The sequence below is a fragment of the Trinickia dabaoshanensis genome (assembly GCF_002879885.1).
GTDB lineage: Bacteria > Pseudomonadota > Gammaproteobacteria > Burkholderiales > Burkholderiaceae > Trinickia > Trinickia dabaoshanensis.
In genome coordinates this window covers 122,569-147,950 of sequence record NZ_PNYA01000001.1, presented here as the reverse complement: position 1 = coordinate 147,950, position 25,382 = coordinate 122,569, and the positions used below count along the sequence as shown (strand labels likewise).

19 protein-coding genes are annotated in these 25,382 nt (G+C 62.6%); 11 read left to right on the top strand and 8 right to left on the bottom strand.

Annotated features, from left to right (window positions below):
* The first annotated feature begins 178 nt into the window (after window positions 1-178).
* The 3 genes from guaB to guaA all read left to right on the top strand — a co-directional run bounded on the left by guaB (window position 179) and on the right by guaA (window position 4,059).
* Window positions 179-1,639: an IMP dehydrogenase gene (gene guaB, locus C0Z18_RS00635; RefSeq protein ID WP_102643431.1), complete on the top strand. Its 1,461-nt coding sequence runs from the start codon at window positions 179-181 to the stop codon at window positions 1,637-1,639.
* 6 nt (window positions 1,640-1,645) lie between these two features.
* Window positions 1,646-2,338, top strand: a complete 693-nt coding sequence (locus C0Z18_RS00630; protein ID WP_102643430.1) for a hypothetical protein — start codon at window positions 1,646-1,648, stop codon at window positions 2,336-2,338.
* A gap of 137 nt (window positions 2,339-2,475) precedes the next feature.
* Window positions 2,476-4,059, top strand: coding sequence for a glutamine-hydrolyzing GMP synthase (gene guaA / locus C0Z18_RS00625; RefSeq protein ID WP_102643429.1), 1,584 nt, complete (start codon window positions 2,476-2,478; stop codon window positions 4,057-4,059).
* Window positions 4,060-4,171: 112 nt separating this feature from the next.
* On the opposite strand, the gene C0Z18_RS00620 is transcribed toward guaA, so the two are convergent.
* From C0Z18_RS00620 to C0Z18_RS00605, 4 genes are read right to left on the bottom strand one after another with little or no spacing between them, the layout of a single operon-like run.
* Window positions 4,172-5,470: a TIGR02679 family protein gene (locus C0Z18_RS00620; RefSeq protein WP_233216766.1), complete on the bottom strand. Its 1,299-nt coding sequence runs from the start codon at window positions 5,468-5,470 to the stop codon at window positions 4,172-4,174.
* A complete protein-coding gene (locus C0Z18_RS00615; RefSeq protein WP_102643428.1) occupies window positions 5,467-9,648 on the bottom strand; it encodes a TIGR02680 family protein in 4,182 nt (1,393 codons plus the stop codon). Before C0Z18_RS00615 ends, C0Z18_RS00620 begins: the two co-directional genes overlap by 4 nt.
* Window positions 9,645-10,919: a TIGR02678 family protein gene (locus tag C0Z18_RS00610; protein ID WP_102643427.1), complete on the bottom strand. Its 1,275-nt coding sequence runs from the start codon at window positions 10,917-10,919 to the stop codon at window positions 9,645-9,647. The genes C0Z18_RS00615 and C0Z18_RS00610 overlap by 4 nt, the downstream gene beginning before the upstream one ends.
* Window positions 10,916-12,448 carry a TIGR02677 family protein gene (locus C0Z18_RS00605; protein ID WP_102643426.1) on the bottom strand — a complete coding sequence of 511 codons (1,533 nt, stop codon included), beginning with the start codon at window positions 12,446-12,448 and terminating at the stop codon, window positions 10,916-10,918. Before C0Z18_RS00605 ends, C0Z18_RS00610 begins: the two co-directional genes overlap by 4 nt.
* 464 nt (window positions 12,449-12,912) lie before the next feature.
* Here C0Z18_RS00605 and C0Z18_RS00600 point away from each other — a divergent pair, with 464 nt between their 5' ends.
* The 4 genes from C0Z18_RS00600 to C0Z18_RS00585 all read left to right on the top strand — a co-directional run bounded on the left by C0Z18_RS00600 (window position 12,913) and on the right by C0Z18_RS00585 (window position 15,360).
* A complete protein-coding gene (locus C0Z18_RS00600; protein WP_102643425.1) occupies window positions 12,913-13,248 on the top strand; it encodes a helix-turn-helix domain-containing protein in 336 nt (111 codons plus the stop codon).
* 42 nt (window positions 13,249-13,290) lie between these two features.
* Entirely contained in the window at window positions 13,291-13,440 is a 150-nt protein-coding gene (locus C0Z18_RS00595) for a hypothetical protein (protein ID WP_199189361.1), read from the top strand.
* Between the two features lie 167 nt (window positions 13,441-13,607).
* Window positions 13,608-14,429 (top strand): type IV toxin-antitoxin system AbiEi family antitoxin domain-containing protein, encoded by an 822-nt coding sequence (locus C0Z18_RS00590; protein ID WP_102643424.1) that lies wholly within the window; start codon window positions 13,608-13,610, stop codon window positions 14,427-14,429.
* Entirely contained in the window at window positions 14,413-15,360 is a 948-nt protein-coding gene (locus C0Z18_RS00585; RefSeq protein ID WP_102643423.1) for a nucleotidyl transferase AbiEii/AbiGii toxin family protein, read from the top strand. Before C0Z18_RS00590 ends, C0Z18_RS00585 begins: the two co-directional genes overlap by 17 nt.
* Here C0Z18_RS00585 and C0Z18_RS00580 read toward each other — a convergent pair whose 3' ends face one another.
* Window positions 15,361-16,287, bottom strand: a complete 927-nt coding sequence (locus tag C0Z18_RS00580) for an AraC family transcriptional regulator (RefSeq protein ID WP_102643422.1) — start codon at window positions 16,285-16,287, stop codon at window positions 15,361-15,363.
* 101 nt (window positions 16,288-16,388) lie between these two features.
* On the opposite strand from C0Z18_RS00580, the gene C0Z18_RS00575 reads away from it, so the two are divergent.
* The 3 genes from C0Z18_RS00575 to C0Z18_RS00565 all read left to right on the top strand — a co-directional run bounded on the left by C0Z18_RS00575 (window position 16,389) and on the right by C0Z18_RS00565 (window position 19,795).
* Window positions 16,389-17,354: an SDR family oxidoreductase gene (locus C0Z18_RS00575; RefSeq protein WP_102643421.1), complete on the top strand. Its 966-nt coding sequence runs from the start codon at window positions 16,389-16,391 to the stop codon at window positions 17,352-17,354.
* Window positions 17,355-17,435: 81 nt separating this feature from the next.
* The gene (locus tag C0Z18_RS00570; RefSeq protein ID WP_102643420.1) at window positions 17,436-19,235 is read left to right on the top strand and encodes a CocE/NonD family hydrolase; all 1,800 of its coding nucleotides are present in this window, start codon (window positions 17,436-17,438) and stop codon (window positions 19,233-19,235) included.
* Window positions 19,232-19,795, top strand: a complete 564-nt coding sequence (locus C0Z18_RS00565) for a class I SAM-dependent methyltransferase (protein ID WP_146013902.1) — start codon at window positions 19,232-19,234, stop codon at window positions 19,793-19,795. Before C0Z18_RS00570 ends, C0Z18_RS00565 begins: the two co-directional genes overlap by 4 nt.
* A 91-nt stretch (window positions 19,796-19,886) precedes the next feature.
* Here the strand turns inward: C0Z18_RS00565 and C0Z18_RS00560 are convergent, their stop codons facing one another.
* On the bottom strand, window positions 19,887-20,630 hold the full coding sequence (locus C0Z18_RS00560) for an SDR family oxidoreductase (RefSeq protein ID WP_102643418.1): 744 nt from the start codon (window positions 20,628-20,630) through the stop codon (window positions 19,887-19,889).
* Window positions 20,631-20,728: 98 nt separating this feature from the next.
* Between C0Z18_RS00560 and C0Z18_RS00555 the strand changes: the two genes are divergently transcribed.
* Window positions 20,729-21,640, top strand: a complete 912-nt coding sequence (locus C0Z18_RS00555; RefSeq protein WP_102643417.1) for an AraC family transcriptional regulator — start codon at window positions 20,729-20,731, stop codon at window positions 21,638-21,640.
* A 70-nt stretch (window positions 21,641-21,710) separates the two neighbouring features.
* Here the strand turns inward: C0Z18_RS00555 and C0Z18_RS00550 are convergent, their stop codons facing one another.
* Together C0Z18_RS00550 and C0Z18_RS00545 are read right to left on the bottom strand one after the other, a co-directional pair.
* Complete coding sequence (locus tag C0Z18_RS00550) at window positions 21,711-24,233, bottom strand: DUF5682 family protein (protein ID WP_102643416.1); 2,523 nt, start codon at window positions 24,231-24,233, stop codon at window positions 21,711-21,713.
* Window positions 24,224-25,345, bottom strand: coding sequence for an ATP-binding protein (locus tag C0Z18_RS00545; protein WP_102643415.1), 1,122 nt, complete (start codon window positions 25,343-25,345; stop codon window positions 24,224-24,226). Before C0Z18_RS00545 ends, C0Z18_RS00550 begins: the two co-directional genes overlap by 10 nt.
* Window positions 25,346-25,382: the final 37 nt, after the last annotated feature.

Genomic DNA, 25,382 nt, shown 5'->3' with positions numbered 1-25,382 from the left:
CGGGGCAGGCGGCTCGAACGCGCGCCTTGGGCAAACGAAACTTTTGCGAACACCGCGCGAACCGGAAAGCGAAACGGGACACCCGCCCCGAACAGAAAAAACGCTAACTCGCTGTTCGCACAGTGAAAAACCAGGGAGGTATCGCGTATAATTCGCTTTTGCGCCCATAGGATTTGCCATGCGTCTGATCCAAAAAGCACTCACGTTCGATGACGTGCTCCTCGTCCCGGCGTTCTCCGACGTTCTGCCGCGCGACACCAGCCTCAAAACCCGGCTGACCCGCAACATTTCCCTGAATATGCCGCTCGTTTCGGCCGCGATGGATACGGTCACAGAAGCGCGCCTCGCGATTGCCATGGCGCAGCAAGGCGGCGTCGGGATCATCCATAAGAACCTGACGGCCCACGAACAAGCGCGCGAAGTGGCGAAGGTCAAGCGTTTCGAATCGGGTGTGGTGCGCGATCCGATCACGATTCCGCCGCAGATGAAGGTGCGCGACGTCATCTCTCTGTCGCTGCAGCACGGCATTTCGGGCTTCCCGGTGGTGGAAGGCGCTCAGTTGGTGGGTATCGTCACGAATCGCGACCTGCGTTTCGAAACGCGGCTCGACGAGCCGGTACGTACGATCATGACGCCGCGCGAACGGCTCATCACGGTGAAGGAAGGCACGGCGCTGGCCGAGGCGAAGGCGCTGATGCATAGCCACCGGCTCGAGCGTGTGCTCGTCGTGAACGACGCCTTCGAGCTGCGCGGCCTCATGACGGTCAAGGACATCACGAAGCAAACCGAGCACCCCGATGCGTGCAAGGACGAGCACGGCAAGCTGCGCGTGGGCGCGGCGGTGGGCGTGGGTGCCGATAACGAAGAGCGCGTCGCGGCGCTGGCCGCGGCCGGTGTGGACGTGATCGTCGTCGATACGGCGCACGGCCATAGCAAGGGCGTGCTCGAGCGCGTGCGTTGGGTGAAGAAGAATTTCCCGCACGTCGAGGTGATCGGCGGCAACATCGCGACGGCCGACGCGGCACGCGCGCTCGTCGAGTACGGCGCGGACGGTGTGAAGGTCGGCATCGGCCCCGGTTCGATCTGCACGACGCGGATCGTGGCCGGCGTGGGCGTGCCGCAAATCACGGCGATCGCCAACGTTGCGCAAGCCTTGAAGGGCACGGGTGTCCCGGTCATCGCCGACGGCGGTGTGCGTTTCTCGGGCGACGTCAGCAAGGCGCTGGCGGCCGGAGCGAACGCGGTCATGATGGGCAGCATGTTCGCGGGCACCGAAGAAGCGCCGGGCGATGTGTTCCTGTTCCAGGGCCGGCAATACAAGTCGTACCGCGGCATGGGTTCCGTCGGCGCGATGAAGGACGGTGCCGCCGATCGTTACTTCCAAGACAATTCGGCGAACATCGACAAGCTCGTTCCCGAAGGGATCGAAGGGCGCGTGGCCTACAAGGGCTCCGTCGGCGCGATCCTGTTCCAATTGGTTGGTGGCGTACGCGCGAGCATGGGTTATTGCGGCTGCCGCACGATCGACGAAATGCATGAGAAAGCGCAATTCGTGCAGATCACGGCTGCCGGCATGCGCGAGTCCCACGTGCACGACGTCCAGATCACGAAGGAAGCGCCGAACTATCACGTCGACTAAACGCCGATGAAACCGCTACTGCGCGCCGTTTTGATCGTCGATGCGGGGCTTTATTTGAGCTCCGGTGCCGCGTTGCTGCTGTCGCCGCTCAGCGGCGTGCAGCGCGCGCTGCTGCTGACCGCGATCGAGCCGGCGATGGTCGGACAAATGCTGGGCCTCGCGTTGCTCGGGTTGGCGTGGCTCTCGCTGCGTGGCGCGCTGGATGGCGCCATGACGGTGGGCGCGGCCAAGATCGTCGGTCATGTGACGTGGTTGGCCGGTGCGCTGGTGCTGGCGTGGACGATCGGGCCGCACGAGCTCTGGTTGCCCGCGCTCGGCATCGTGCCGAATCTGCTCATCGGTGCCTTTCTCGTCGTTATCGGGCTTGGCGGCGCACGCTTCGCCGGGGCGGTACGACGGCGCGAAATCGGCAAAGCCGCGCAGGCTGCGGGCAACGGCGCCAAGGCGCGCGCCTCGGCCGCACCGGCTACCGTGGTGCCCGCCGAGCCGGTACTGCGGCCGTCTCAGCCGCCTCAGCCGTCCCAGCCGCTGCAACGCGGCGACGTGACGGGCGCGGGCCCGCATGCGGAGCGCGCTTTTACGGCGTCGCCGGTGCCGGGTGTCAGCACCGCGGATGCATCGGCAAGTGCCGGCGCGGCGAGCGGGAGCGGCGATGTGCGCGGGACCCAGTCCGCGCCACGGCCACCGTTTCATGGTTGAGCGCGCTCGGTGCGCACTTTCGACTCGACGCTGTTTAGCGCATGCGCGCTGCTCGCGCGGCGCTTCGTGTTCGACCTCTCATTCGCAGCGCGATACGTGCTGCGTCCGTATTTATTCACTATCGATCCGTGCCTGCCATGCATGACAAGATTCTGATCCTCGACATGGGCTCGCAAGTCACTCAACTGATTGCGCGCCGTATTCGGGAAGCCCACGTCTACTCCGAAATTCATCCGTACGACGTCGATGACGCGTTCATTCGCGAATTCGCCCCGAAGGGCATTATTCTCTCGGGCGGCCCGAGCTCCGTGACCGAGGCCGACGCGCCTCGTGCGCCGCAAGCCGTCTTCGAACTCGGTGTGCCGGTGCTGGGCATTTGCTACGGCATGCAAACCATGGCCGAGCAGTTGGGCGGCAAGGTCGACTTGGGTCATGTCCGGGAATTCGGTTATGCGGAAGTGCGCGCGCGCAACCATACGAGCTTGCTCGAAGGGATCGAGGATTTCGTGACGCCCGAAGGGCACGGCATGCTCAAGGTGTGGATGAGCCATGGCGACAAAGTCACGCAGATGCCGGAAGGTTTCGCGTTGATGGCTTCGACCGAATCGTGCCCGATCGCCGCGATGGCCGACGAGGCACGGCGCTTTTACGGTCTGCAGTGGCATCCCGAGGTCACGCATACGGTCAAGGGCCGGGCCATGCTCGAGCGTTTCGTGCTGCAGATTTGCGGCGCGCGGGCGGATTGGGAGATGGGCCATTACATCGACGAAGCCGTCGAGAAGATTCGCGAGCAGGTGGGTAGCGAGCACGTGATTTTGGGCTTGTCGGGTGGTGTCGATTCGTCGGTGGCCGCGGCGTTGTTGCATCGTGCGATCGGCGATCAATTGACGTGCGTGTTCGTCGACCACGGCTTGCTGCGTTTGAACGAGGCCGAGCAAGTGATGGCGACGTTCGCCGACCATTTGGGCGTGCGCGTGATTCACGTCGATGCGAGCGAGGCGTTTCTCTCAAAGCTGGCCGGCGTCACCGATCCGGAACAAAAGCGCAAGATCATCGGCGCAGAGTTCGTCGAAGTGTTCCAGGCCGAGGCGGGCAAGCTGACCGATGCGAAGTGGCTCGCGCAAGGCACGATCTATCCGGACGTCATCGAATCGGCGGGTAAGGGCAAGAAGGCGACGCACACGATCAAGAGCCACCACAACGTCGGCGGCCTGCCGGAGACGTTGAATTTGAAGCTGCTCGAGCCGCTGCGCGAGCTGTTCAAGGACGAAGTGCGCGAGTTGGGCGTGAAGCTCGGTTTGCCGCCTGGGATGGTGTACCGGCATCCGTTCCCGGGACCGGGGCTTGGCGTGCGGATTCTCGGCGAGGTGCGCCGCGATTTCGCCGATCTGCTGCGCCGCGCCGATGCGATTTTCATCGAGACGCTGCGTAACACGATCGACAAGGAAACGGGCAAGTCGTGGTACGACCTGACGAGTCAGGCGTTTGCCGTGTTCTTGCCGGTCAAGAGCGTTGGCGTGATGGGCGATGGGCGGACTTACGAGTATGTCGTCGCGCTGCGCGCGGTGCAGACGCTCGATTTCATGACCGCGCATTGGGCGCATCTGCCGCATGAACTGCTCGGGCAGGTGTCCAATCGCATCATCAACGAGGTGCGAGGGATCAATCGGGTTGTCTATGACATCTCCGGGAAGCCGCCTGCGACGATCGAGTGGGAGTGAAGGGGGAACTGGATTTATTTAAAAATTAGTGACTTACGGTTATTTCCGAATGATCGCGACTGCATTCTAAATTGCGAGATTCTGTCCGTAAGTCACTGAAAATGAGAAATTTCTACCGGCACCTTTGACTCAAATCCTCGAGCAATACCGCCGCCATCGCCTCTTCGGCAATGGCGATGCCATGGCTTTGCATCACATCAGCCAATGATTCATCCCATGAGGCTGATACCGAAGCGCCACTCAGCTCGTGCGTTACGGGAGGGGAATTTGTCACGGCGGCCTTATAGTCGTGGGTCGCGAATCGCCATGGACTCGCCTGCCATGTGCTCATTACTTGGTTTCCGATCTGCAAGCCTGGCCAGTCGAAATCCCCGTGATACGTCAAATGAGCTCCCGCATACGCCAACTGGGTCAATAGCGTTCGTTGCGCGGCTGCTGGCATACCATCTGTGCAGACCAGCGGTGCACTTGCTGCCCCCAGTTGGTCGGCCGCGATGGCCACCAAGTTCGGATTTTCACAGACGAACACCGTGGTGCCACGTACGGACCACGCCGGCGGTGTTCGCAACAATCTGCGCAACGATGCGTAGCCTGGCTCGCCGGGAGATTCTCCTACCGGGTCGCCAGCGGTGACGGGAAGATTCAGAAACAGGGCGGGGCGGGACAGCTCGTTGACAAGCACGCCCGCCCGTGCCCAAATGTCGCGCGCGCGATCGTCGAGTTGCGGCGGCTCAACCGGATTGCCTTTTGCGTCGCGCATATTGTCGTCATAGCTGGCTGTTCGTTCCATGTGCCGCCAGGCGGACAATACGATCGTGGCCGTAGGTTCACCGCCGTCGAGTGCATGTGCGTTGCCTAGGGTCTCTGCGGCGAGTTGTGAGCGTGCGATACCGTGGGCCGGCAGCCGATGCAGCGTGGCATCTGCTCGTCCGAGCAATTGCTGTCCCGTCATCGGATCCTGTCGGGAAAGGCGTTTGAGCAGACCCAGCGCCGCAGGAGTCGTGAGCCAGGTGCGCAGTACGCCGTGCCAGGAGTCAAGTGCAATCATGCTTGTCCACTGCGCGCTGGTGTTTGCCCTGACGGCGGCGCGACTCACGATCGGACCATCGATGCGTTCGAGCGCTGCTCGCAGCGAATCGGCGATGCCGGCCTCTCGCAGCGCACTATCTAGTCGTTCAATGTCGACCCGTACAGAGCGGGAAATGCGAGATGGTCGGCCGATAAGCAACTCCAAAGCTTCTTGTTCCGCGAGACTGAGCTGGGACAGCAGCAGGCTACTTCCCGCCGTGCCGTTGTCGACGCGTTCGAAGTAGCGCCGCATACGCTGGCGGAGCGAGTTTAGCTGAGCACCACCTAGCAAACGTTGCAGCCGGGCGTCGGGGCTGGCTGGTGTGTCGGTTGTCCGCATCATGTATCGGGAAATCTCCGGTCGGGATCGCTTTCGCGCCGCTTGGCTCGCCCATCCCATGTCCAGCGCGAAACGAAGACAGCATCCACACCCTCGCGCCGTTGCAACTGGCAAATCGACACGCCGGGCAGTTCTGCATAGCATGCCCATTCGCGTTCGCTGGTGATGACGAAATCCAGATCGAATTCTCGGATGAGCCCCATACAATGCGCACGGGCTGCATCATCGATGCCGGCGAAGGCTTCGTCCAGCAACATCAGGCGGGGCGCGTGCGGGTTGCCTCCTCGACCATAAAAGCTGGCGATGGCCGCGAAAAGTGGAACGGTCAGTCCAAGCGCACGTTCTCCGCTCGACGCGGGGCCGGAGAGTTTTTGCCAACTGCTGTTTTTGTCTCTTTGACGCTGGACGCGAAACCGATGCCACCGGCGGTAGTCCAGCGCTCGCGCCAATTGATCGTTCAGGCTGAAACCGGACGCAGTGGCATCGTCTTCAGCACGGGCTCGCTCCACGGCGATCTGCTGCTGCAACATGACACCTACCACGCGACGATCTTCTGCGGACCAAAGGTCCGAACTCGTATTGAGCAGCCGTTCGCGTGCGATCTCGAGGCCTAAGGGCCCACCTTCTTCCGGCGCAAGAGGCTGCCATTGCAAGCGGTAGCGAACGCCGGTCGTGGTGGGACGTTTGTACAGCTCATCATTGATCGCGTTGACCTGTTTGTCTGCTGCACGCATCAAGCGCTGAATTTCCGCAGCGATCTCCGCTTGCAGGTGGTTCTCCAGAATCTCCCGCTCCCTGGCTGATAGCAGTTCGCTGCGCTGCGCAATGTCGTCAGCCAGGTGAGCGGCCAGTGTGTCCGGTCGCTCCGGGCGGTTCTGATAATTGACGTGAACTGTGAATCCCCAATCGTTGGGTTCGGAGGCTGCCTGATGGCCGAGCGCGCTGAGCGAGCGTTGTAGTTCGGTCAGGCCCTCCGACACCTGGCGCTGGATGCGGGTCCAACTGACGTCGTCATCTCCGATGTGCGCAAGCGCTTGTTCTGCTCTGCGCGCCAGTTGCAGCGCTGGATCGATGGTCCAGGGCACGCCGGCGGGCGGGAGGGACAGGTCGGGCAGCGCAGAGGCCAGCAGCGTGCTTTCAGTAAAGCGTTGCAGCCGCTCGACAGCCAGTGTGCGAATGTCCGCGCGCTCGGCCAGCACACGATTAGCGGTGGTGGCTTCAGTATCAGCTACGGCGCGGGCTTCGGCTGCTTTGATCAAGACCGCTTGTTTGTCGTCGGCGTTGGTCGAGGCTTCGGTTGCGTTGCGGGCTGCCTCGTTCAGTTGCAGGCGCAGTGTTTCAACTTTCGCGCCAATCGCCTCCATGAGGACTGCGTAGCGCGCGAAGGCTTTCTCCGTCCGTTCATTCGCAGTGCCGAGTTCTTCCTCTCGGCGTTCCAGTCCGGTTTGGGCTTCGGTCTCACGCTCCTGCTGTTTCAGGTGGTCCGGCCAGGCGCTGCGCCACTCCCGGCCGGCTTGGGACAAGGTGTGGAGCGCATCGGTGAATCGGTCCAGGGCACTGTCGATCGGAGCGAGGCCTGCCTGGTCGAGCGGCAGTTGCAGGTCGGCGGCATCGTTCTCGAGCGCTTCGCGTGCCGCGTAGAGCTCGGTCTCTGCTGCTCGGCATCGGTTGTCTGCTTGATCGAGTCGAGCGCGAGCTTGGAGCACGTCACGCTCGGCGCTTGCTGCGGCAAGAATGGCCTGACGGAGCGAGGTATCGGTAGGTGCGCAGTCCAACTCTTCCTTGCTTTTCGCGCGATCGGCGGCAAGCGCTTCAACTGCCTGCGACAGGATAGCGGCTTCAGCATCCAGTTGCCGAAGCCGTAGCGCAATTTCCTGCATCCGGCGCTGTCGGGCTTGCGTCCGGGCCGTGTGGCCGATGTATACGGCTTCCAGTTTATCCCACGCACCTGTAAGTGCACCTAGCCGGAAGCGCCCATCCGCAGCGATCCAGGATTCGGTGGCGAGATTGTCTTCCGGTCCGCAGGCGATGCTGGCAAGCAAGGCTTCCACCAGCGCTGGATCTACCGTGCAATCCTCCGGTGCCGCCGGCGACAGCAGACTCAGCAGATTCTCGCCCGCGACGGCGGGACGTTGCCGCCAATGCGTGTCCCAAATCGGTCTTCCCGCCGTATCGCACACGTCGCCGTCAGGCGCGACCCATGCGTCCAGCAGGCCGCATGCTTCCAGCGATGCCTCCAGACCTGCACGCTGTTGCGGCGTGACATGGGAGTGATAGTCGATCAGCTGCCAGAGCGGGGCACCTGCCCGTCCCTCGCGAACGTTCGAGCCTCGAGTCCCGGGAACGGGCGGAATGGCGTCCTGGCCTGCCGCGAGCTGTTCCCGTTCGTCGGCCAGAACACGACGTTCCTGGTCGAGATCACGCTGGCGCGTTGCCAGTTCGGTTTGGCGAGTGGCGAGCTGTTCCAATGCTTGAGAGTAAGCAGTGTTCAGCGCCGAGTGAACCGGATTGATGCCCTCAGGACGGGCTGTCCAGCCTGCAAGCTCGGATAGTGCGCTCTGTTGTTGGAAACGTAGCTGTTCCAGACCGGCGCAATATTCCGTCCAGGCGTCGATCAGCGCATTGCCTGTCGTTTCCGCATCCAGATCGGCCTCGGCCCGCCGCTCTATCGCTTCCTCGAGTTCTGCTTGGCAATCGTTTTGGGCTGTCTGCAATGTCTGAAGCGTCGACCGTTTGGTAGCCACGGCAGCATGGCGCCGTTCCAGATACCGGATGTTCTTGCGGCGCGTGTTTGCGGCATCGCGCAACTCGGTCACTGCGGACGTGAACTGCGTCACCGGTAGCTCGGCGAGCTCGTCAAGGGTGATAGCGACGAGCGGATTGCGGGACAGCGCGACGGCCGTGCCTGCGGTTTGCGCGTCGGACGCGCATTGCGTGCGCGCGGACGCGACTTCCCTTCGTGCTGCCTCGACCCGTTGGTTGGACGCCTGGCTGCGTTCCTTTTCGCGTTCCAGTTGCCGCCGAGCTTCCTCGCGCTGTTCCTCTGCCTTGGCCGCTTCCTCCTTTCGGTCCCTGACATCTCTCTCGGCTTGGCTCAGGCGGTTGGCATCCTGATTGGCGGGATCGCTTTGCAGCGTTTCCAGGCGTTCTCGCGCCGCGGTCAATGCATGCTTCGCGGCGTCACGAGCGCGAATCGCTTCAGCCTCTGCTTCCTTCGCCGCGTGCAATACGTTCTGTGCATCGTTGCGCTCCACGCTGGCATTGTCGAATGCGGTCTGTGCCTGACGAAGTTCGCGCGCTTGGCGTCGAGTCAATGTGCTAGCGTACGTTCGGTATCTTTGCTCGAAATGCCTGACTGCCTGCTCGAGCTGACGAGCGTTGTTCAACTGCTCACGATCCGCCTCCAACTGATTCAACGCGTCCGCCACGTCCGCCAACAATTCCTGTGGCATAGGGGGGAGCGCTTCCGTTAGTGCGTGGGAAAGGCCCGATTCGTCGGGCTTCTTCGACAATTGAGGCTGGCGCAGTTGGATCAAAGTGTCCATGAGCGCTTCGTACCGCTTTTCGCCAAGGTGGAAGAGCCGCTCATCCACAGCCCGGCGATAGTTGCGACCGTTCTCAAAGACTGTGCCATGGCCGCGCTCTTCCAGGAGATCGCGCAAACGCTCGCGGGTCAACACGATCCGCTGTTCGTTCGTGAGCCACAGATCTTGACCGATACGCGGATCTTGCTCACCTGACGAGCTTTCGATCAAAAAGAACCAACTATCGACCTGCGTTTTGCCGGTCACCGCTGATAACCCGGCCCCCAGAGTCAAATAGCGCGCCATGCCGTCGGCTTGCCGTCTGCCGAACTCAATCCACGTGTAGCCGATTCGGCGTTTATAGCCGTCCATAAGCAGGTTCCAGGCCATCTTCTTGCCGTTGTCCCCGTCCGGTTCGATGCGCGACGGACGCAGTTGGGCATCGAAGAGAAAGGGCAACGTGAGAGAAAGCACTTTGGACTTGCCGGTGCCGTTGTTGCCACGTAGCAGCAAATGGCCGTCGCGGAACCAAAATTCCTCACTGTCGTAGTGAAAAAGTTCCACGAGACCGATCCGCAGAGGCTGCCACCGCTCGTGTCGGGGTTCCGGCAATACTGGACGCAGTGCTTGGGGCGAATCGAAGAGGGTGTCGGTCATGCGTTAGTAAGCAGTAATTCTGGAGTGACGTCGCCGGTTGCTTTCGAACGACCTTCGGGATCGCCCAGAGCGAAGCGTGCGATGGCCGGCAGCGGTCGAATCTCGCGATGGATTCGGACAATCAGTTGCAGCCGCTCCAATCGGTCGAGTGCGATTTCTGCCAGCTCTGTTTCAGCACCAGGTTCGCGTGCCGATTTGCGCCAGTAGCGACCATATTGCTCCGCGGCGCCGCGCAGGAAGGCAGCTACAGCGCCCTGGGATGTCAACGCAATTTCCGGCACTTCTCGCAGGCGTGAGGCCAAAAATTCGGCGACTAGCAGCGTAATGTGCGCTTCAGTCCCTTCTGCAGGCATCGAGATGTCGGTGAGTTCTCCCGACTCGTCGGTCAATGCGAGCCCTTCGGCTCGTTGCTCGGCGGTTAGTCCAGTGGCTTCGCAAAGGCGGGTCGCCATCGCGCCGCGCTGATTGGTGAAATACGCGAGATGCTCGGGATCCAAGGAGGCGCCGTAGATCACGGGATCGTCCAGAAGCCGGCGTGCCAGATGGTGACGTAGAGCATCGCGGTGTCCCTGCTCGCTGTCCGCGACGTGCTCCGCAACCAATGAGCGCAACCGATGCTCAAAGTCGATCGGTGTATCTTCGATACGCCACGTCGACGGTCCACGCACGGCCGCAAGCATGCCCGCCAGCATGCGCCGCTGGACATCGTAGAGCGCGTCCGACTGCGTCCAGCCATTTTCATGGACGAAATTATCCTCGTCGCCAGCGACGCGTTGTAAGACGCCGATGTCGAGCAGGGTGCGACACACGGCAACGAGGTCACGCCGCTCGGCAACGCTACCGAGCGTGAACTGGAAGCCGCAAGAAACCAACGTTGGATCGGACGCCAACTGCATCAGGCGTTCGCCGAGCAACTGCAACGTAATCTGCGGATCAGCTCTCTCGAGCACGGCACACGCGAGGCAGAGCAAGACATAGCGCTGCCGGTCGTAGTTCGGCAGCCCACGCGTATCGTCTGCAAGGTTCGCGGGTCGCTTGAAAAGCCGGGCGCCATCGCGTTCGACGTGCAGGGGCCAGCCGGTTTCTCGCGCAAACCAGTCGCGCAATCGTTCGGCTTGCCGGCGTACCGCCGGGAAAGCGTCATGATCCGGTGCCATCAGCGGCTGCAACAGCAGGGCACGGAGCGCTCGGCGAAATTCGTCTTGCTGCTGGACACGTTGGAGTTCACCGATTCGCTGACGATCGTGTCCCCATGATGAGCGTGCAGTCATGTTGGCTCTTGCGTTAGCTTGATCGTGAGAAGGTGATCCCGACCCGCGAAAACGCCAGCAGGGGTCGTGATGCGAGCCTCGGTGGTGGCGTCGAGCGGCTCCATTCGGATATAGAGCAGACCGTCGCCCGTTTGGCGCTCGACCGTCTGGTCGGGACGCGCTTGCTCGGTCAATGCTTCTCCCAGGAGATTGAGAAACAGGGCGAAGGCGTGGACGTCCAGGTCACCCAGCTCCGAAAGCCGGATTGGACGCCCGGTGGCCAAGCGTTGCCGAGCGGCATCGACCTGGCGCGATTCCTCTGCCAACTGCTCTGCCATGAGCGCGCGCTCCGCGCTGCGGTCACGTACCTTCGGGAGCGGCCCCCGAGGGGCGGCCTCGCCATACTCGCGCAAGCGGGGGTTGATTTGGAGCGGGGGCGCATCTGCCCAAGGCGTGCTGGCAGGCAAGTCGTCGTCGGCCTGGGGATTCAGGGAATAGTGCCGAGCGGGATGAAGTGCGAAAGCTGCCCGTGCCATCCGATGCGTTTCGCTGTCGCTGTTGCATGCGGCGAACCAGTAGGCGAGCACGCGAAAGTCGGCAGAGCGATCACTACGTCCGCTGCGGCGTTCGTTCAACGTGGCGATAGCGCCCAAGAGTAGCGGAATGGCGGCGCGTGCGCGTGCACGCAGCAACTCGGCTTGGGGTGGTTCCTGTCCCGTCGACAAAAACCAGCCGCGTAGGCCTTTCCAGCGTTCGCGCCAAGCCTGCCAGCGTCTCAATTTTTCGTCGGCTTGATTCTGTGTGTCTTCCGGAGCGGCATCCTGAGCTTCTCGGTCCGCGACCAGAAGGAAGACCGAGTCGATGCGGGGGGCCAGTTCCTCGATGAGCCGAGCGATGGAGTCGGAGCGTCGGACCAGATCCCCAAGGAAGCGATCGAGGTAATCGATGAGGCGGCGCTTGTACGCGACGACGGCATTTGCTTCGGCTTGCCGAAGCTCCAGGCTTCGCGCGACGCCTGCCATGAATGCCTGTGCGTTCTCGGCAAGGTCATGGAAGACGGCGACCAGATCGCGCAGGAGCTGGTGCGTCTTGGCGACGTCTAGTCCATTTTCGGGAGTGTCGTCGTCGATCAGCTGCCGTAGAGCCTGCAGGCGGCTGGCAATGTCCTCCAGCGCCACGCTTTGCAATTCGGCTCGTCGCTGTAGTGTCTGGAAGAACACGGCAAGGCTCGTCTCCACGGCTTCGCCTCCATGAGAAAGCCGGTAAAGGAAGCGTGCGCGGTAAAAGTCGCTGAGCGAAGAAACGCGTGCCGTATCCGGCTGGGATTCGAGATTCCCCCATTCAGTCAGTTGGGTCAGTGCAGCGTTGACTTCCTCGATACGTGGTATCCCTTCGGACCAGTTCGCCTCAGCGAGAACCTCGTCGGGGCGGAGCTGGAGCCTGTATTGCCGCTTGGCTGCGGCGAAGACATCCATGATGCATCGATAGAACGTGGACTTCTCGGCGCCCAAATGCCTGAAAAGTTCTGCTGCAGTTGCATTCGGCTGCACAGGGTACGCTCCTCTCTTCTATCTCGTGCACGATAGTAGATGATTGGAATTATGCTGCGGCACCGCAGGGGCTGAAGAGGGCGTCCAGCTTTTTTGGGGACGCCTGATTAAGGAACGCCGTGAGACGCCATGCATTCGTTGCATAGGCGTTGGGCACGCAATTGGATGCTGTTGATCTGTGGTTCCATTGGTCAAAACGTAACATAAATGTAAGTAAGCATGTTGATTTCTGACAAACCGTGAGCAGCCCACCAAACGCGGTCTAGCGCCAAGCGGGAATCTCGGTAACGTTGACGATACTGGCCTGCTGGATTCCTTCGGACTCTTTCAAGTTTACTGTGCACACTTTGTCGACGAGGTGCCAGAAACGTCCGCTGTGCTCGTGTCATCCGCAGACAGCTTTCGAACGCAATGTCATCTTCGCAATACATTAATGCCACTTAAAGTATTACGAAGATAACAGAATGCCGACTCCCCACACGCCTTCCGCTGCCGTCCGGCGGGCATTGCGAAAACTGGGCGCCGATATCCATGATGCACGCCGCCGCCGCAAGTTGACCATGACAGTAATTGCCGAGCGGGCTTTCACGTCACGCGGAACGCTACAGCGGGTCGAGGCGGGAGATCCGGGTGTGAGCATCGGCATCTATGCGGCCGTGCTGCAGGCGCTGGGGCTCCTTGACGGGCTAAGCGAGTCCGCCGGCGCCGATCGGGATACGACGGGACAGGCGCTGGCGACTGCGGCACTGCCGCAGCGTGTGCGTCTGCCGCGAATGAAAGGAAAGGGTGACCATGGCTGATGTTGACGTCTACATTGATCTCAATGGCGCGCTGCGAATTTATTGGGCGTAGCCGATGAAACGCGTCTGGGCGCCTTGCGGTTTCGCTGGAGCGGGGAACACGAGTTCGAAGCGCCGGTGCCCGCCGGGGTTCCCGCGCTCATCGAATTGGGGCGGCTGCTGCAAATCACCGAGCGCATCCTGCGGGACTAGGAAACCGATGAGGATCTGCAACTTATCTTTGCGCCTGGCTCGTCGCTCGGCGGCGCACGTCCTGGTTTGCCATTCCGAGAAAAAGCTCACTGTTAGTGAGCTTTTTCTCACTCTGCTAAACCATCGAGGGCTTGGCAACGGTTTATAAAGACTGTATTTTGAACACTATGGGTGATCAAAATTCAAGAAAACTAAACCTTCTGCTGGCCGAACTGGGTGACACACGCCTAATATCGAGTCGCTGGCTGCGGGCACACGGCTATTCCAACAGCCTCGTCGCGCGCTATGTGAGTAGCGGATGGCTGGTATCGCCCGCACGCGGCGTGTACATGCGCAAGGGTGGGCGCCTGCAGTGGGAGGGCGTGGTTCGCAGTCTGCAGGTCGGGGAAGGCATTCCGCTGCACGTGGGAGGACGCTTTGCGTTAAGTCTGCAGGGGCACGAGCACTACTTGCGGCTAGGCAATGCCGGCACGATTACCTTGTACGGGTCGGAGCGGCCACCGGCATGGCTCGGCAATTTGTCTTTGGCGCAATGCTTCGAGTATCGCGGCAAGGGACCCTTCGATTGGCCGCCCGTGTCGTTCACAGTGGATGTCCCCGCGACAGCCCTGTCCGACCAGGGCCTGGCGTGGTACCAGGCTGCCCCCGGCTCCGATGCCTTGGTTTGTTCCTCGCCGGAGCGGGCCATGTTGGAGTTGTGCGATGACGTTTCGGACGCCGCCTTGATCTACGAGGTGGATGCGCTCATGCAGGCCATGACCACGCTGCGGCCTCAGCGGATCGGTCTGTTGCTGCGCCACTGCCGCAGCATTAAGAGCAAACGACTGTTCCTTGCATTGGCCGAGCGCCATCGGCATGCTTGGCTGCCGCACGTGCCGCTGGATAACGTCGATTTGGGCCGGGGAAAGCGCGCGCTGGTGCCGGGCGGCCGCCTGCACCCGATCTACCAAATCACCTTGCCGGGAGACCTCGATGAACACCTGGCTTGATCATTGGGATCGGCGCTACACCGACCGCGTCCGGCTGCTTGTCGAGATTCTGCCGGCCCTGGCGCAAGAGCCTCGCTTCGCGCTCAAAGGCGGCACGGCGATCAACCTGTTCGAGCACGATCTGCCCCGATTGTCAGTGGACATCGATCTGGCCTGGTTGCCCGTGCATGACTATGCCGAGGACGCAAGACTCATCGCCGAAGCGCTCGGGCGGCTGGCTGCGGTGCTGCGTGGCCGGCCTTCGCAACTGCAGGTGCAGTTGTCGGCAGGCGAGGGCGCGAACGTCACGCGGCTGGTAGCCAGTCGCGGCCGCGCGCGCGTGCAGATCGAAACGACGCCGGTTATGCGCGGTGCCGTGCATCCGGCGCGGAACATGGTGGTGCGCCCGAGGGTCGAGGACGCCTTTGGCTTCGCCTCGGTTCAGGTGTTGCACTTCGCCGACCTCTATGCAGGCAAGCTAGCTGCGGCACTGTCGAGGCAGCATCCCCGCGATCTCTTCGATGTCGGGTTGTTGCTGGAGGACGAACGGGCGGATCGGGTGCTCTGGCGGACTTTTCTTGTCTACCTGACGTGCAGCCCCAAGCCTGCCTGGGAAATGCTGGCGCCTCGCGTGCCCGCAGATTTTGCAGTGACCTTCGACGCGCACTTCAAAGGCATGACGGCTGAACCTATTGAAGTTGGGGACTTACTGGACATCCATGAACGGTTGCTGGCGCGTGTGGCCGGTTGGCTGGATGAACCTTCGTGTGCGTTCCTGCGATCCATCGAGGATCAGCGGCCGGACTTCAATCTGATCGAGCTTCCGCAAGCGGCCGATTTGCCGGCTGTGCGGCGCAAGCTTCACAACCTGGCGCAGCGCACCGATGCCAAGCGCGCGGCGGACCGTGGTCTTTTGGAAGAGACGCTGGCCAGGGTTTCCGGTACGCGGTGATCAATTCGACACACCCCCATTGATTTGCCGGCGGCCATACTGGCGCGGGGCGCATTTCATGATCCTTTTGAACGCCGTGCTGAAGGACTTTTCCGATTCATACCCAAGCGCGAGCCCGATTTCAGCAACCGAGTCGCGCGACTGCGTCAGCTTGGCGGCGGCCAAGGTCATACGCCACCGCGTCAGATAGTCCATCGGCGAGAGGCCGACGAGTTCTTTGAATCGGAGCGCGAAACTCGTACGCGACATGGCAGCCTGCTCGGCCAGCGTCTGCAGGGTCCATTTCGCGCCGGGCGTCTCGTGCATCGCGTCGATCACCGCGCGCATCCGTTTATCCGCGAGCGCGAAAAGCCAGCCGCCGGGTTCGTTACGCCCGCCTGCAAGCTGTAGCCGCAACGCTTGCACGAGCACGAGGGTAGCTAACTGCTGCGCGACGATGCCGCCGCCCGGCTGCGGTTCGCGCAATTCCTCTCTCATGCGCTCGATACACCATCGCAACGTTGACGGGCCTGGTTCCTCTCGCACGTGGATGACCGCGGGGAGCACGTCTAACAGCAGATCGGCCTGACCGTCGGCCAGCGTGAAATATCCGCCGACGCTCAGGAATTCGCCGCCGCCGTTGTGGGTCACGATGCGGCCGTCCTTGGCCGGCGGCACCAGCGTGCCGAACGCGACCGGCTCTGCCGCAAGGTCGCTCGCGATGCGAAAGGGTTTGCCTCGCGCAAGTAGAAAGCACTCGCCTTCGGCAACCTCCAAGGGCTCAGGTTCGCCATCGACGCAGAGCCAGCACCGGCCTCGAAGCACCGCATGAAACTTGATCCCCTCGAATGGACCGAATTGCACGGCCCAATCCCCGCTCGCATCGAAGCCGCCGGACACATAGCTGCGGAGCTTTAAAAGCGACAAGACGTCTGATAGTGGATCCATGATGTCGTTCGAACGAATGAATACTAAAAGCGAACTTTAAGGCATAGATCGTTCCGATTCAACGCCCTAAGCTGTACCCGAATTTGAACGGGAGAGGTGCGATGCGGATATTCATCACAGGGGCGACGGGCTTCATCGGTTCCGCCGTCGTTCGCGAACTGGTCACCGCGGGCCACGCGGTGACAGGCCTCGTGCGTTCGGCGCATGCAGCCGCCGCACTCGAGCGCATGGGGGCGAAGGCACGTCGCGGGACGATCGAGGACCTCGATATCTTGCGCCAGGAGGCAGCGCTCGCCGACGGTGTGATCCACACTGCCTTCTTCCACGCGTTGTCGCACGCCAGTCTCGGCATTCGCGCGCGGATACTGTTCGGCGGGCCGCCGGCGCGTATCGTCGAGCGCTTCGCGGCTGCGGCGGTCGGTGTGGATCAGCGCGCTATCGAAACCTTCGGCGAGGCGCTCGGAATGCGGAAGGGCTCGCTCGTCATCGCCTTTCCAACGATGGCGATGGCAGCAGGGCGGCCCGCGCAAGAGACCGACGATGCCGATCGCCGTGCCGTTGGCGGCGCGAGGGCGCATTCCGAGCAGGCCGCATTGGGTCTTGTACGTAGCGGCGTGAACGCCACCGTCGTTCGGCTACCGCCCTCGGTACATGACGAGACGAAGCTCGGGCTCGTCACGCGGTTGATCGAGATCGCGCGGAAAAAGCGGATGTCCGCCTATCCCGGCGATGGGCTCAACCGATGGGCCGCCGTGCACAGGCTGGACGCATCGCGGCTCTTTCGACTGGCGCTCGAAAACGGGGAGCCCGGTGCCCGCTATCACGGCGCGGCCGAGGAGGGAATGCCGTTCCGCGATATCGCCGATGCGATCGGACGCCACCTCGACATCCCTGTGGTGCCTTTGCTCGCCAAAGACTGCGCAAAGCATTTCGGCTGGCTCGCGCCGTTTGCCGCTACGGACAATCCGGTTTCCAGTCAGCTCACGCAGGAGCGCCTGGGCTGGACCCCACGGCATGCTCCATTGATGAACGACCTTGCGGCCGCGTTGAGCGATCGGGGCCGTTGATCGCCAACCGTATCCTGCCGCGGTTACCGAACCGCGATGACACGGCGCAATTGCCGTATCGATCAATGAGGAAATCTCATCATGCGTCTTACGCGAATCGCGCCGTGGATCGCGGCCTTGCACATCGCATTGGCCCAGCCTTGTCTGGCGAAGCAGGTCGATAGCGGCGTTCCAGGGATGATCTTCGACCATGACGTGCCGGTCGCGATGACCGACGGCGAGCAGTTGCGCGTCAATATCTATCGCCCCGAAAAGTCCGGCCGATATCCCGTGCTCATGTTGATGGGTCCCTACGGCAAGGATACGAGCATGGCGGACGCGCCGGCCTACAAAACATCGTGGGCGAAGTTGATGGCCAAGTATCCGGATTTATGCAAGGAATCCTCTTGCCGCTACCTCCGATTCGAGGCGCCCGATCCCGAGCGGTGGGTAGCCGACGGTTACATCGTCATTCACGCCGACGTTCGCGGGGCCGGCGCATCCCCGGGCGTACTCGATCCCTTCTCGCCGCGAGAGACCGAAGACTACGCGACGCTGATTACGTGGGCTGCCCGCCAGGCCTGGAGTTCGGGAAGGGTCGGTCTGCTCGGCACGTCGTTCCATGCGATCAATCAGTATCAAGTGGCCGCGTTACAGCCGGAAGGCCTTGCGGCGATACTGCCCTGGGAAGGCGCGTTCGATCCATATCGAGAAATCGCCTACTACGGCGGCATCTTGAACGTTGCATGGGAGTTCTGGTGGACTCATCAGGTCGTCCCCAATCAGAACGGTAATGCGCAAACACCGTTGTTCGATTCCATCAACGGCGGCACGGATACGGGTGTGCCGCTTGCCGCGGACGCCTTGCAGCAAAACCGCGTCGACCCCGTCGAAGCCTTCGCGCAGCACCCCTTTGACGACGCCTACTACCGAGAGCGTACGCCCGACGCGAGCCGGATCGAGGTACCGCTACTCGATGTTGCCAATTGGACGGACTGGAGCACGGCAGGCTACCGCTTCGCCGCCAGCAAGGACAAATGGCTGCGGATTCAAACCGGCGACCATCTGACGCCTTTCTATTCGGACGAGGCGCTTGCGCTGCAAAAACGCTTCTTCGATCATTTCCTCAAGGGCCTGGACAATGGTTGGGAGAAAGAGCCGCGCGTCGCGGTGCAAGTGCGCCGGCCCAACGGAACAGTTTGGAGGAGCGCTGCCGCGTGGCCGCTGCCGGGCACGCACTGGCAACGCTACTATCTCGATGCGGCGAACGCTTCGATGGCGCCGGGTCTAGAACATCTGGCGGCCGCTCGGAAATCCTACGCCGGACTTGGGGACGGGCTGACTTTTACGACGCAGCCCTTCAGCGAGGAGACGGAATTCACCGGCCCGATCGGCGTGAGGCTGTGGGTGGGTTCTTCGACGGCGGACATGGATATCTTCGCGGCGCTCAGGCTGATCGATCCGCAGGGGCGGGACGTCACTTTCGTGGGCAACAGCGATCCGAACGTGCCGTTGGATCTCGGCTATCTGCGCGTATCGCACCGCGCCGTCGATCGGACGAGGTCGACGCCATACGAGCTTTTCCATCCTCATGTCGCTTCGGAGCCGATGACGCCCGGGCAGCTCTATCCCGTCGACGTCGAATTTACCGAGCCGACGAGTATCGTCATTCCCAGGGGCTATCGACTTGCGTTGACGATCCAAGGCCAGGATTTCGGATACGGACCGAATGCGAACATCGTGCATGCCGACGATTACGCGCTTCCCGACGCCCATCATTCAGGGCTCTTTTTCGCCGCTCACCCGAACCGCAGCGCCACGCTGTATGGCGGGACGAACACGGTCGCGACCGGTGGGGAACATCGGTCGTACCTGTTGCTGCCGCGCATTGCGCATCGATGATGACGCTGCTGCCGTATGCAGCCGTCGTCCTGACGCTGCTCGCGGGCCTCAGTCTCGTGATTTTCACGGCGCTGACGGGCGTGCCGACGCTTTCCTCGAGAGGCGTCGAAGCCGCCGACGTCATCGCGTTGCTCAAACACGCGAAGCTTGCCCGGTCTGCCGTGATCATCGATCTCGGAAGCGGGTGGGGTGCGTTGGTGGTCGCACTCGCACGCGCATTTCCCGAAGCGACGATCGAAGGGATCGAGATATCGCTGTTGCCGTATTTGATATCGCGACTGAGAGCGTCTGGATTGCCGAACGTTAGGCTCAGATGGGGCAACTTCCATCGCAGTCATCTTCGCGGCGCCCACGCGATCGTTTGCTATTTGATGCCGTCCGTCATGCCCGGGGTCGGCGATCTGCTCGATAGGCACTTGAAATGGGGTACTGCCGTCGTTTCCAATACGTTTTTGTTTCGGGGGCGCAAGGCGTCCGCGGTTCGTCGAGGAAGCCGGCGCGGGCTCGTCTCGCTCTATTTCTGGCCTGCCCGCTACTGGGTAGTCGACGAATACGAATAAGCGACGACTACCCATAAGCGACGGCGCGTCGCCCCGGCATCGAGGCCGGGGCGGTCTTTTGCGCGCGATATAGGTGAGGGCAGGCTCCGGCTCAACCCCCCTGGGCCCAGAGCACGGCATCCGCGCCGGCGGGAATACGTAACGGAGATGACGGGTCGGTCACTGCGCGCCATACCGCTTCGGCCACGTCGCGCGCGTGCGTGACCGGTCCTGGCTCATTCAATCCCGCCATGAAGCCCTGCACGAGCCCGGCATAGGCCGCGTGATCGAGACCGTGCATGTGGGGCCGGCCGTTTTCCGCGAAGCGCGTATCGGGCGCCCGCCCGGGCAGCACGAGATGCGCTCGCACGCCGAAGGCGCCGAGTTCGAGCGCCATCGATTCGGTGAATGCGTTGACCGCCGCCTTGCTCGCCGCATACGCGCCAATCAGCGGGATCGCTTTCAACGTTACGCTCGACGAGACGTTCACGACCACGCCGGTCTTGCGCTGCCTGAATTGCGGCAGGACCGCCTGCGTCACGGCCATCGTGCCGAACGCGTTGGTCTCGAAGACTTCGCGTATCGTTTGTATCGGCGTGACCTCGAAAGGCGCCGCGGCGCCGAAGCCCGCATTGTTGACGAGCGCGTCGATCGATCCGGCGGTCTCGACCGCTTTCCGGATACTGTCCGGGTCGGTCACGTCCAGCGAGAGCACACGCAAATTTTCGTGGGCAGGCAGTAGATCTTCCCGAGGCGTGCGCATCGTTGCCAGAACCTTCCAGTCGCGCTCGGCGAAGTATTGGGCGGTTTCGAGGCCGAAGCCGGACGAGCATCCGGTGATCAGAACGGTTTTCATGTGACTCCCAGGAGTGGCTGACAAGGCTCAGACGATAGACCGCCGTGGGTGGACTATCTATAATCGCGAGTCCTGATTTTATTAGTGGGAGTCCGGGTATGATCGACCCGCTCGCGGACGTCGTCACGCTGCTGCAGCCGAGTGCCCGGCATTCGAAGCTCGTCGTCGGGGCCGGCGCCTGGCACATCCGTCGTTCGGACGCCGGGCAGCCCCTTTATTGCGTCGTTCTCGCGGGAGCCTGCCGGATTGCCATTGACGGAAGCGAAGCGATCGAACTGTGCTCCGGGGACTTCATTCTCGTCCCTGACGCGTACGGTGGCGCGATGTCGAGTGCCGTGCCGGTTCCGCCCGGCGCGCCCGAGGCGATGCCGGTCGCCTTGGGCGCCGGCGAATTCAGGATCGGAGATTCGTCAGGGCCGCCCGATGTAAGCATGCTGGCCGGGCATTGCAGCTTTGGCTCGCCCGACGCGGACCTGTTGGTGTCGTTGCTTCCGCGCGTTGTACACGTCAGGGGCGAGCCGCAACTCGCTACCCTCGTCCAATTGATCAGAAACGAGTTCCAGGACCGGCGCGCGGGACGCGAGGTGATCCTCGCCCACCTCGTCGAAGTGCTCCTGATCGAAGCGCTGCGCTCCACGGCCGGGGCACCGGCATGCCCGGGCCTCGTGCGGGGGCTTGCCGACGAGCGCCTTGCCGTGACGCTACGCCGTATGCATGAAAGCCCGGCCAAGGCGTGGACCGTCGCCGAGCTTTCCAAGGAGGCGGCACTTTCGCGCTCGGTGTTTTTCGAGCGTTTCAGCCGCGCGGTGGGGCTCGCGCCGATGGCCTATTTGCTGAACTGGCGCATGGCGCTGGCGAAGAACATGCTCAGGCGGACCAACCGCTCAATCGCCGAGATCGCGGAGCGCGTGGGCTACGGATCGGCGAGTGCGTTCAGCGTCGCATTCGCCCGTCATGTCGGGCTACCGCCGGCGCGCTATGCGCGCGAACAGACGCGTGCGGCACCATAGTCAGGCCGCCAACGCAGACTTGATCGCTTCCGCGAAGGGGCGTCGTCCTTATTGGCGATTCGCTATAAATTCAAAATTGCCCCAGCCAGCCGGCGAGCCCGTCGCGACGCAAGCATTCCGTCAGGGCGGACTGGAGTTTCAAGCCCGTGCGCAGATCTTCTTCGCTGGTATCGTCATGCATCTGCACGAGCGATGCCGCACCGTCGTCTAAGCCATGTAGCCGAGCTATCCGGCTAGCAAGCGCGGCGGTCTCCTGCGGCTTGAGGCGCGTGAATGCCTGACGTAGATCGGGCAGGTGGGCGATGAAGGCGTCGGCACCCCAGAGGTGTACCAGCCGATCGAGTCCTTCGAGCAAGACCGGTACGCGCAGCAACAGTTCGGGGGCGGCCGTCGTCAGGCCGTTCAGGAAGCGCACCGCTTGCCCAGCGTCTGCGCCGACGCCGAAATGCCGGCCTAGGAGGCTCCCGAGCGCGAGCTCGTCCCAACGGCCATCGAGAAACAGGAACGCCGCCGCCGCGCCGCATACTGCGGGCGGCGTGTCGACCGCGGTGGCAAACCGTTCAAGCTGTGCGTGCAGCCGGGCATCGTCGGTATCGATCCGTTCGTGCGGATCGAGCGCTGCCAACAGGCGCCCCAATTCCCGAAGTGACGTAAGCTGCGTGACCGCTCTGGCCTCATCGGCTTCATCCACCTGCGACAAGTTGGGCAGTAAAAACAGCGCTGCCGGCCAGACTTGTTCGAGCAATGCCCGCAACGCCGGGTGCTGCTGTACGCCAAGCGGTTCTCGAGCGCGCCATAGCGTCACGAGCCGGTGCCCGCATTCGATGACCGACCCGAGGTTGCTGTCCTCTTCGAGATGCGTAGCCAACATGACCAACAATTGTGGCAGCCGTGCCTGCAGACCGATCAGACACGCGCGCAATAACAACATCACAGCGGCGCTCGCGCTACGCGCGCTTCCCTGTTCGGCTAGCGCGTCCTCGTCTCGGCGTAACCTGGACATGCAGGCTGCCTCGACCGTCACGCCAGTCGAGGCCAGCTCGATCAATCGTGCCTCCACCAATGGCGACCATGCAACTTGCCACTCCTCGAACATCAACTGCAGCCGGCTGTTGCCCAGGAAATCGGGCCCGGTCAGCCATGTTGCCAGTGGGGCGCCGAGATACGCCATCGCGTGGAAGTAGCGGCTGCGGACCTGGTGCAAGGGCTTGCGGTAAAGATCTAGACGGGACACGCGCGGCGTGCTGTCGTCGAGGCGCAGTCCGACCTTGCGGGCGAGGCGCCGTGCGTCTTCGACCAGCGGCGGCGAGCCGGCCGAGGGCGGGATGTCACCCACCTGCGAGCCGCTCAGGAACCGCCTCAGGTCGGCGGTGAAGCCACGCTGTCCCTCATCGATCGGCCCTTTGATGAAGCAAGAGCGGATTGCGTCGAGCAGGTCCTGCCGGCCGGGCCCCGCGTTGCCGCGCAGTGCGGCCAGCCGCGCCGCCTGTGCGACTGCGGCCTGCACCAGAGCGGTCGAAACCGAGTCGGCATAATCTTCGGCGCGGGTGTGCCGTGCGAAGCGCGTCAGGCATTCGACGGCGACTGTCGCGTAGGGGCTCTCGCCGCTCGTGCCCGGAACGCTGCCGCCACTGAGTTGTTCCCACACCTGCTGGTAGTACCCCGGCGAGGGCATGCCGGAGGCATAGCCATTCAATGCATCGAGCCGGTCGAAGCTGTAGCGAATCAGCCACGCGGCGGCGTTATTCTTCGCGTTGGCGGGGGCGGACAAGGGTTCCGTCCGCTGCCATTGCTGCACGAGTTCGAGCGTATGAAAGCCCCCCGTGACCACGACGATCGGACCGCTGCACCGGGCCCGCCAGCGACGAATATGTGCGGCCATATGGCGCTCGCGTGGCAGGCTGCCTTCGGTCTCCAGCACCTCGTGCTCGTAGTCCAGCCGCGCCATGGCGCACCAATGGAAAACATCCGCAAAGAACGCCCGCCAGTTGGGCTGCGCCGCCGGTGCGCGCAGTTCGAACAAACGGTCCCACAACTCGTGGTGGTCGACGCAGCCGAGCCGTTGCGCCATCGTGCCAAGATAACGGCTGTGCGCAAAATGACGTTCTTCCATCAGGCTGCGCGCGGCGTCATTGCCATCCTCCGCACGGCGCTCGCGCCACGCCTTGTCTTGCCAGGAAAGATCGATAAACGCGACCTGCGCGCCCAATGCATTGCTCTCGCGCAGGGCGATCCATTCGGGGCTGTAGTCGCAAAACGGAATGAAAGCACTGCGCGTTTCGGCGCGTCCTCCGTCGCCGGCTTCACTCCCGGGCAACGCCGGACGATCGTGGTTGCTCTGGCATAGCAAGGCCACCGGCGGACGGGTGTCTTCATGCTGCAGCAGTGGCAGCAGGTGATCGAGATCGTCGGGACCTTCGACGAGAACGGCCGTCGGCTTGATCTCATGCAGCATGGCACGCAGATTGAGCGCGCAGGCCGGACTGTGGTGCCGGATGCCGGCGAAATAGACCTCCTGCTCGCCGTCGAAAAGACGTGTCGCGGCTTCGATCAACGCCGGCGGCAGTGTAGCCGCCGCATGCTCTATTGCCATAACGTGCGCGCTGCCTCGTGAAACGATTTCCACTGCGCGTCGCGGCGGGCGCGCTCGCGCACGACGGTCTCGAAGTAGTGACGCACTCGCTTGATGTCCTCCTGACTATCCTTGAGTACTACGCCTTGGAGCTGTCCGGCAATCTCGCGCGCGGTGAGCCGGCCGTCGTTGAAATGCTGCGCCTGCAGGGCCGCGGCGTAGGCAACGTTGACGGTTTCCGCGGTCGACATCACCGCATCCAGCCCCTTGATGGCCGTGCCTTCCTTGGTTTGGCCCGCGCGCAATTCTTGGAACGCGGTGATGAGCAGCGCCACCACGTCGCGCGGCACTTCGACCTGCGCCTCGTTGCCGGCCAGTTCGCGCTTCAGTTGTGCCATTACGAGGTCGACTTCGAACTGGTGATCGCGAATCGGATGCACTGTCTCGAAGTTGAAACGACGCTTCAGCGCAGACGACATTTCATGCACGCCGCGGTCGCGCAGATTGGCCGTCGCAATGATGTTGAAGCCGCGCTGCGCGTGCAAGCGCGCGTCCTCGCCGGCGCTGCGGGCCAGTTCGGGGATCATCATTTGCTTGTCGCTCATGAGCGAGATCAAGACGTCCTGAATCTCGGGCGGACAGCGTGTGATTTCCTCGAAGCGCACGATCCGGCCTGCCTGCATCGCCTGATGGATCGGCGACGGTACAAGGGCACGCTGGCTCGGCCCCTCGGCCAGCAGCAACGCGTAGTTCCAGCTGTATTTGATCTGATCCTCGGTGGTGCCGGCCGTGCCTTGTACGGTCAGGCCCGAGTCGCCACTGATCGCGGCTGCTAAAAGCTCGGAGAGCAGCGATTTCGCGGTACCTGGCTCGCCGACCAGCATGAGACCTTGGTGGCCCATGAGCGTAACGATGGCGCGATCGACCAGTGGATCGTCGCCATAGAACTTCCGGCTAATCTGCTGCGCCTCGTCGCCGATGATGAAACGCCGTACGGCGCGCGGCGAAAGGTTCCAGCCGGGCGGACGGGCATCATGATCGGCCGCGGCGAGACGCGCCAGTTCATCGGCGTAGCGCCGTTCGGCGGGAAGGCGAACAGCGTGGCCGGTTACGGATGCGGAAGATTCAGTCATGGCGATGTCGTCAATGGAGATGAGTCGGATGCCGATG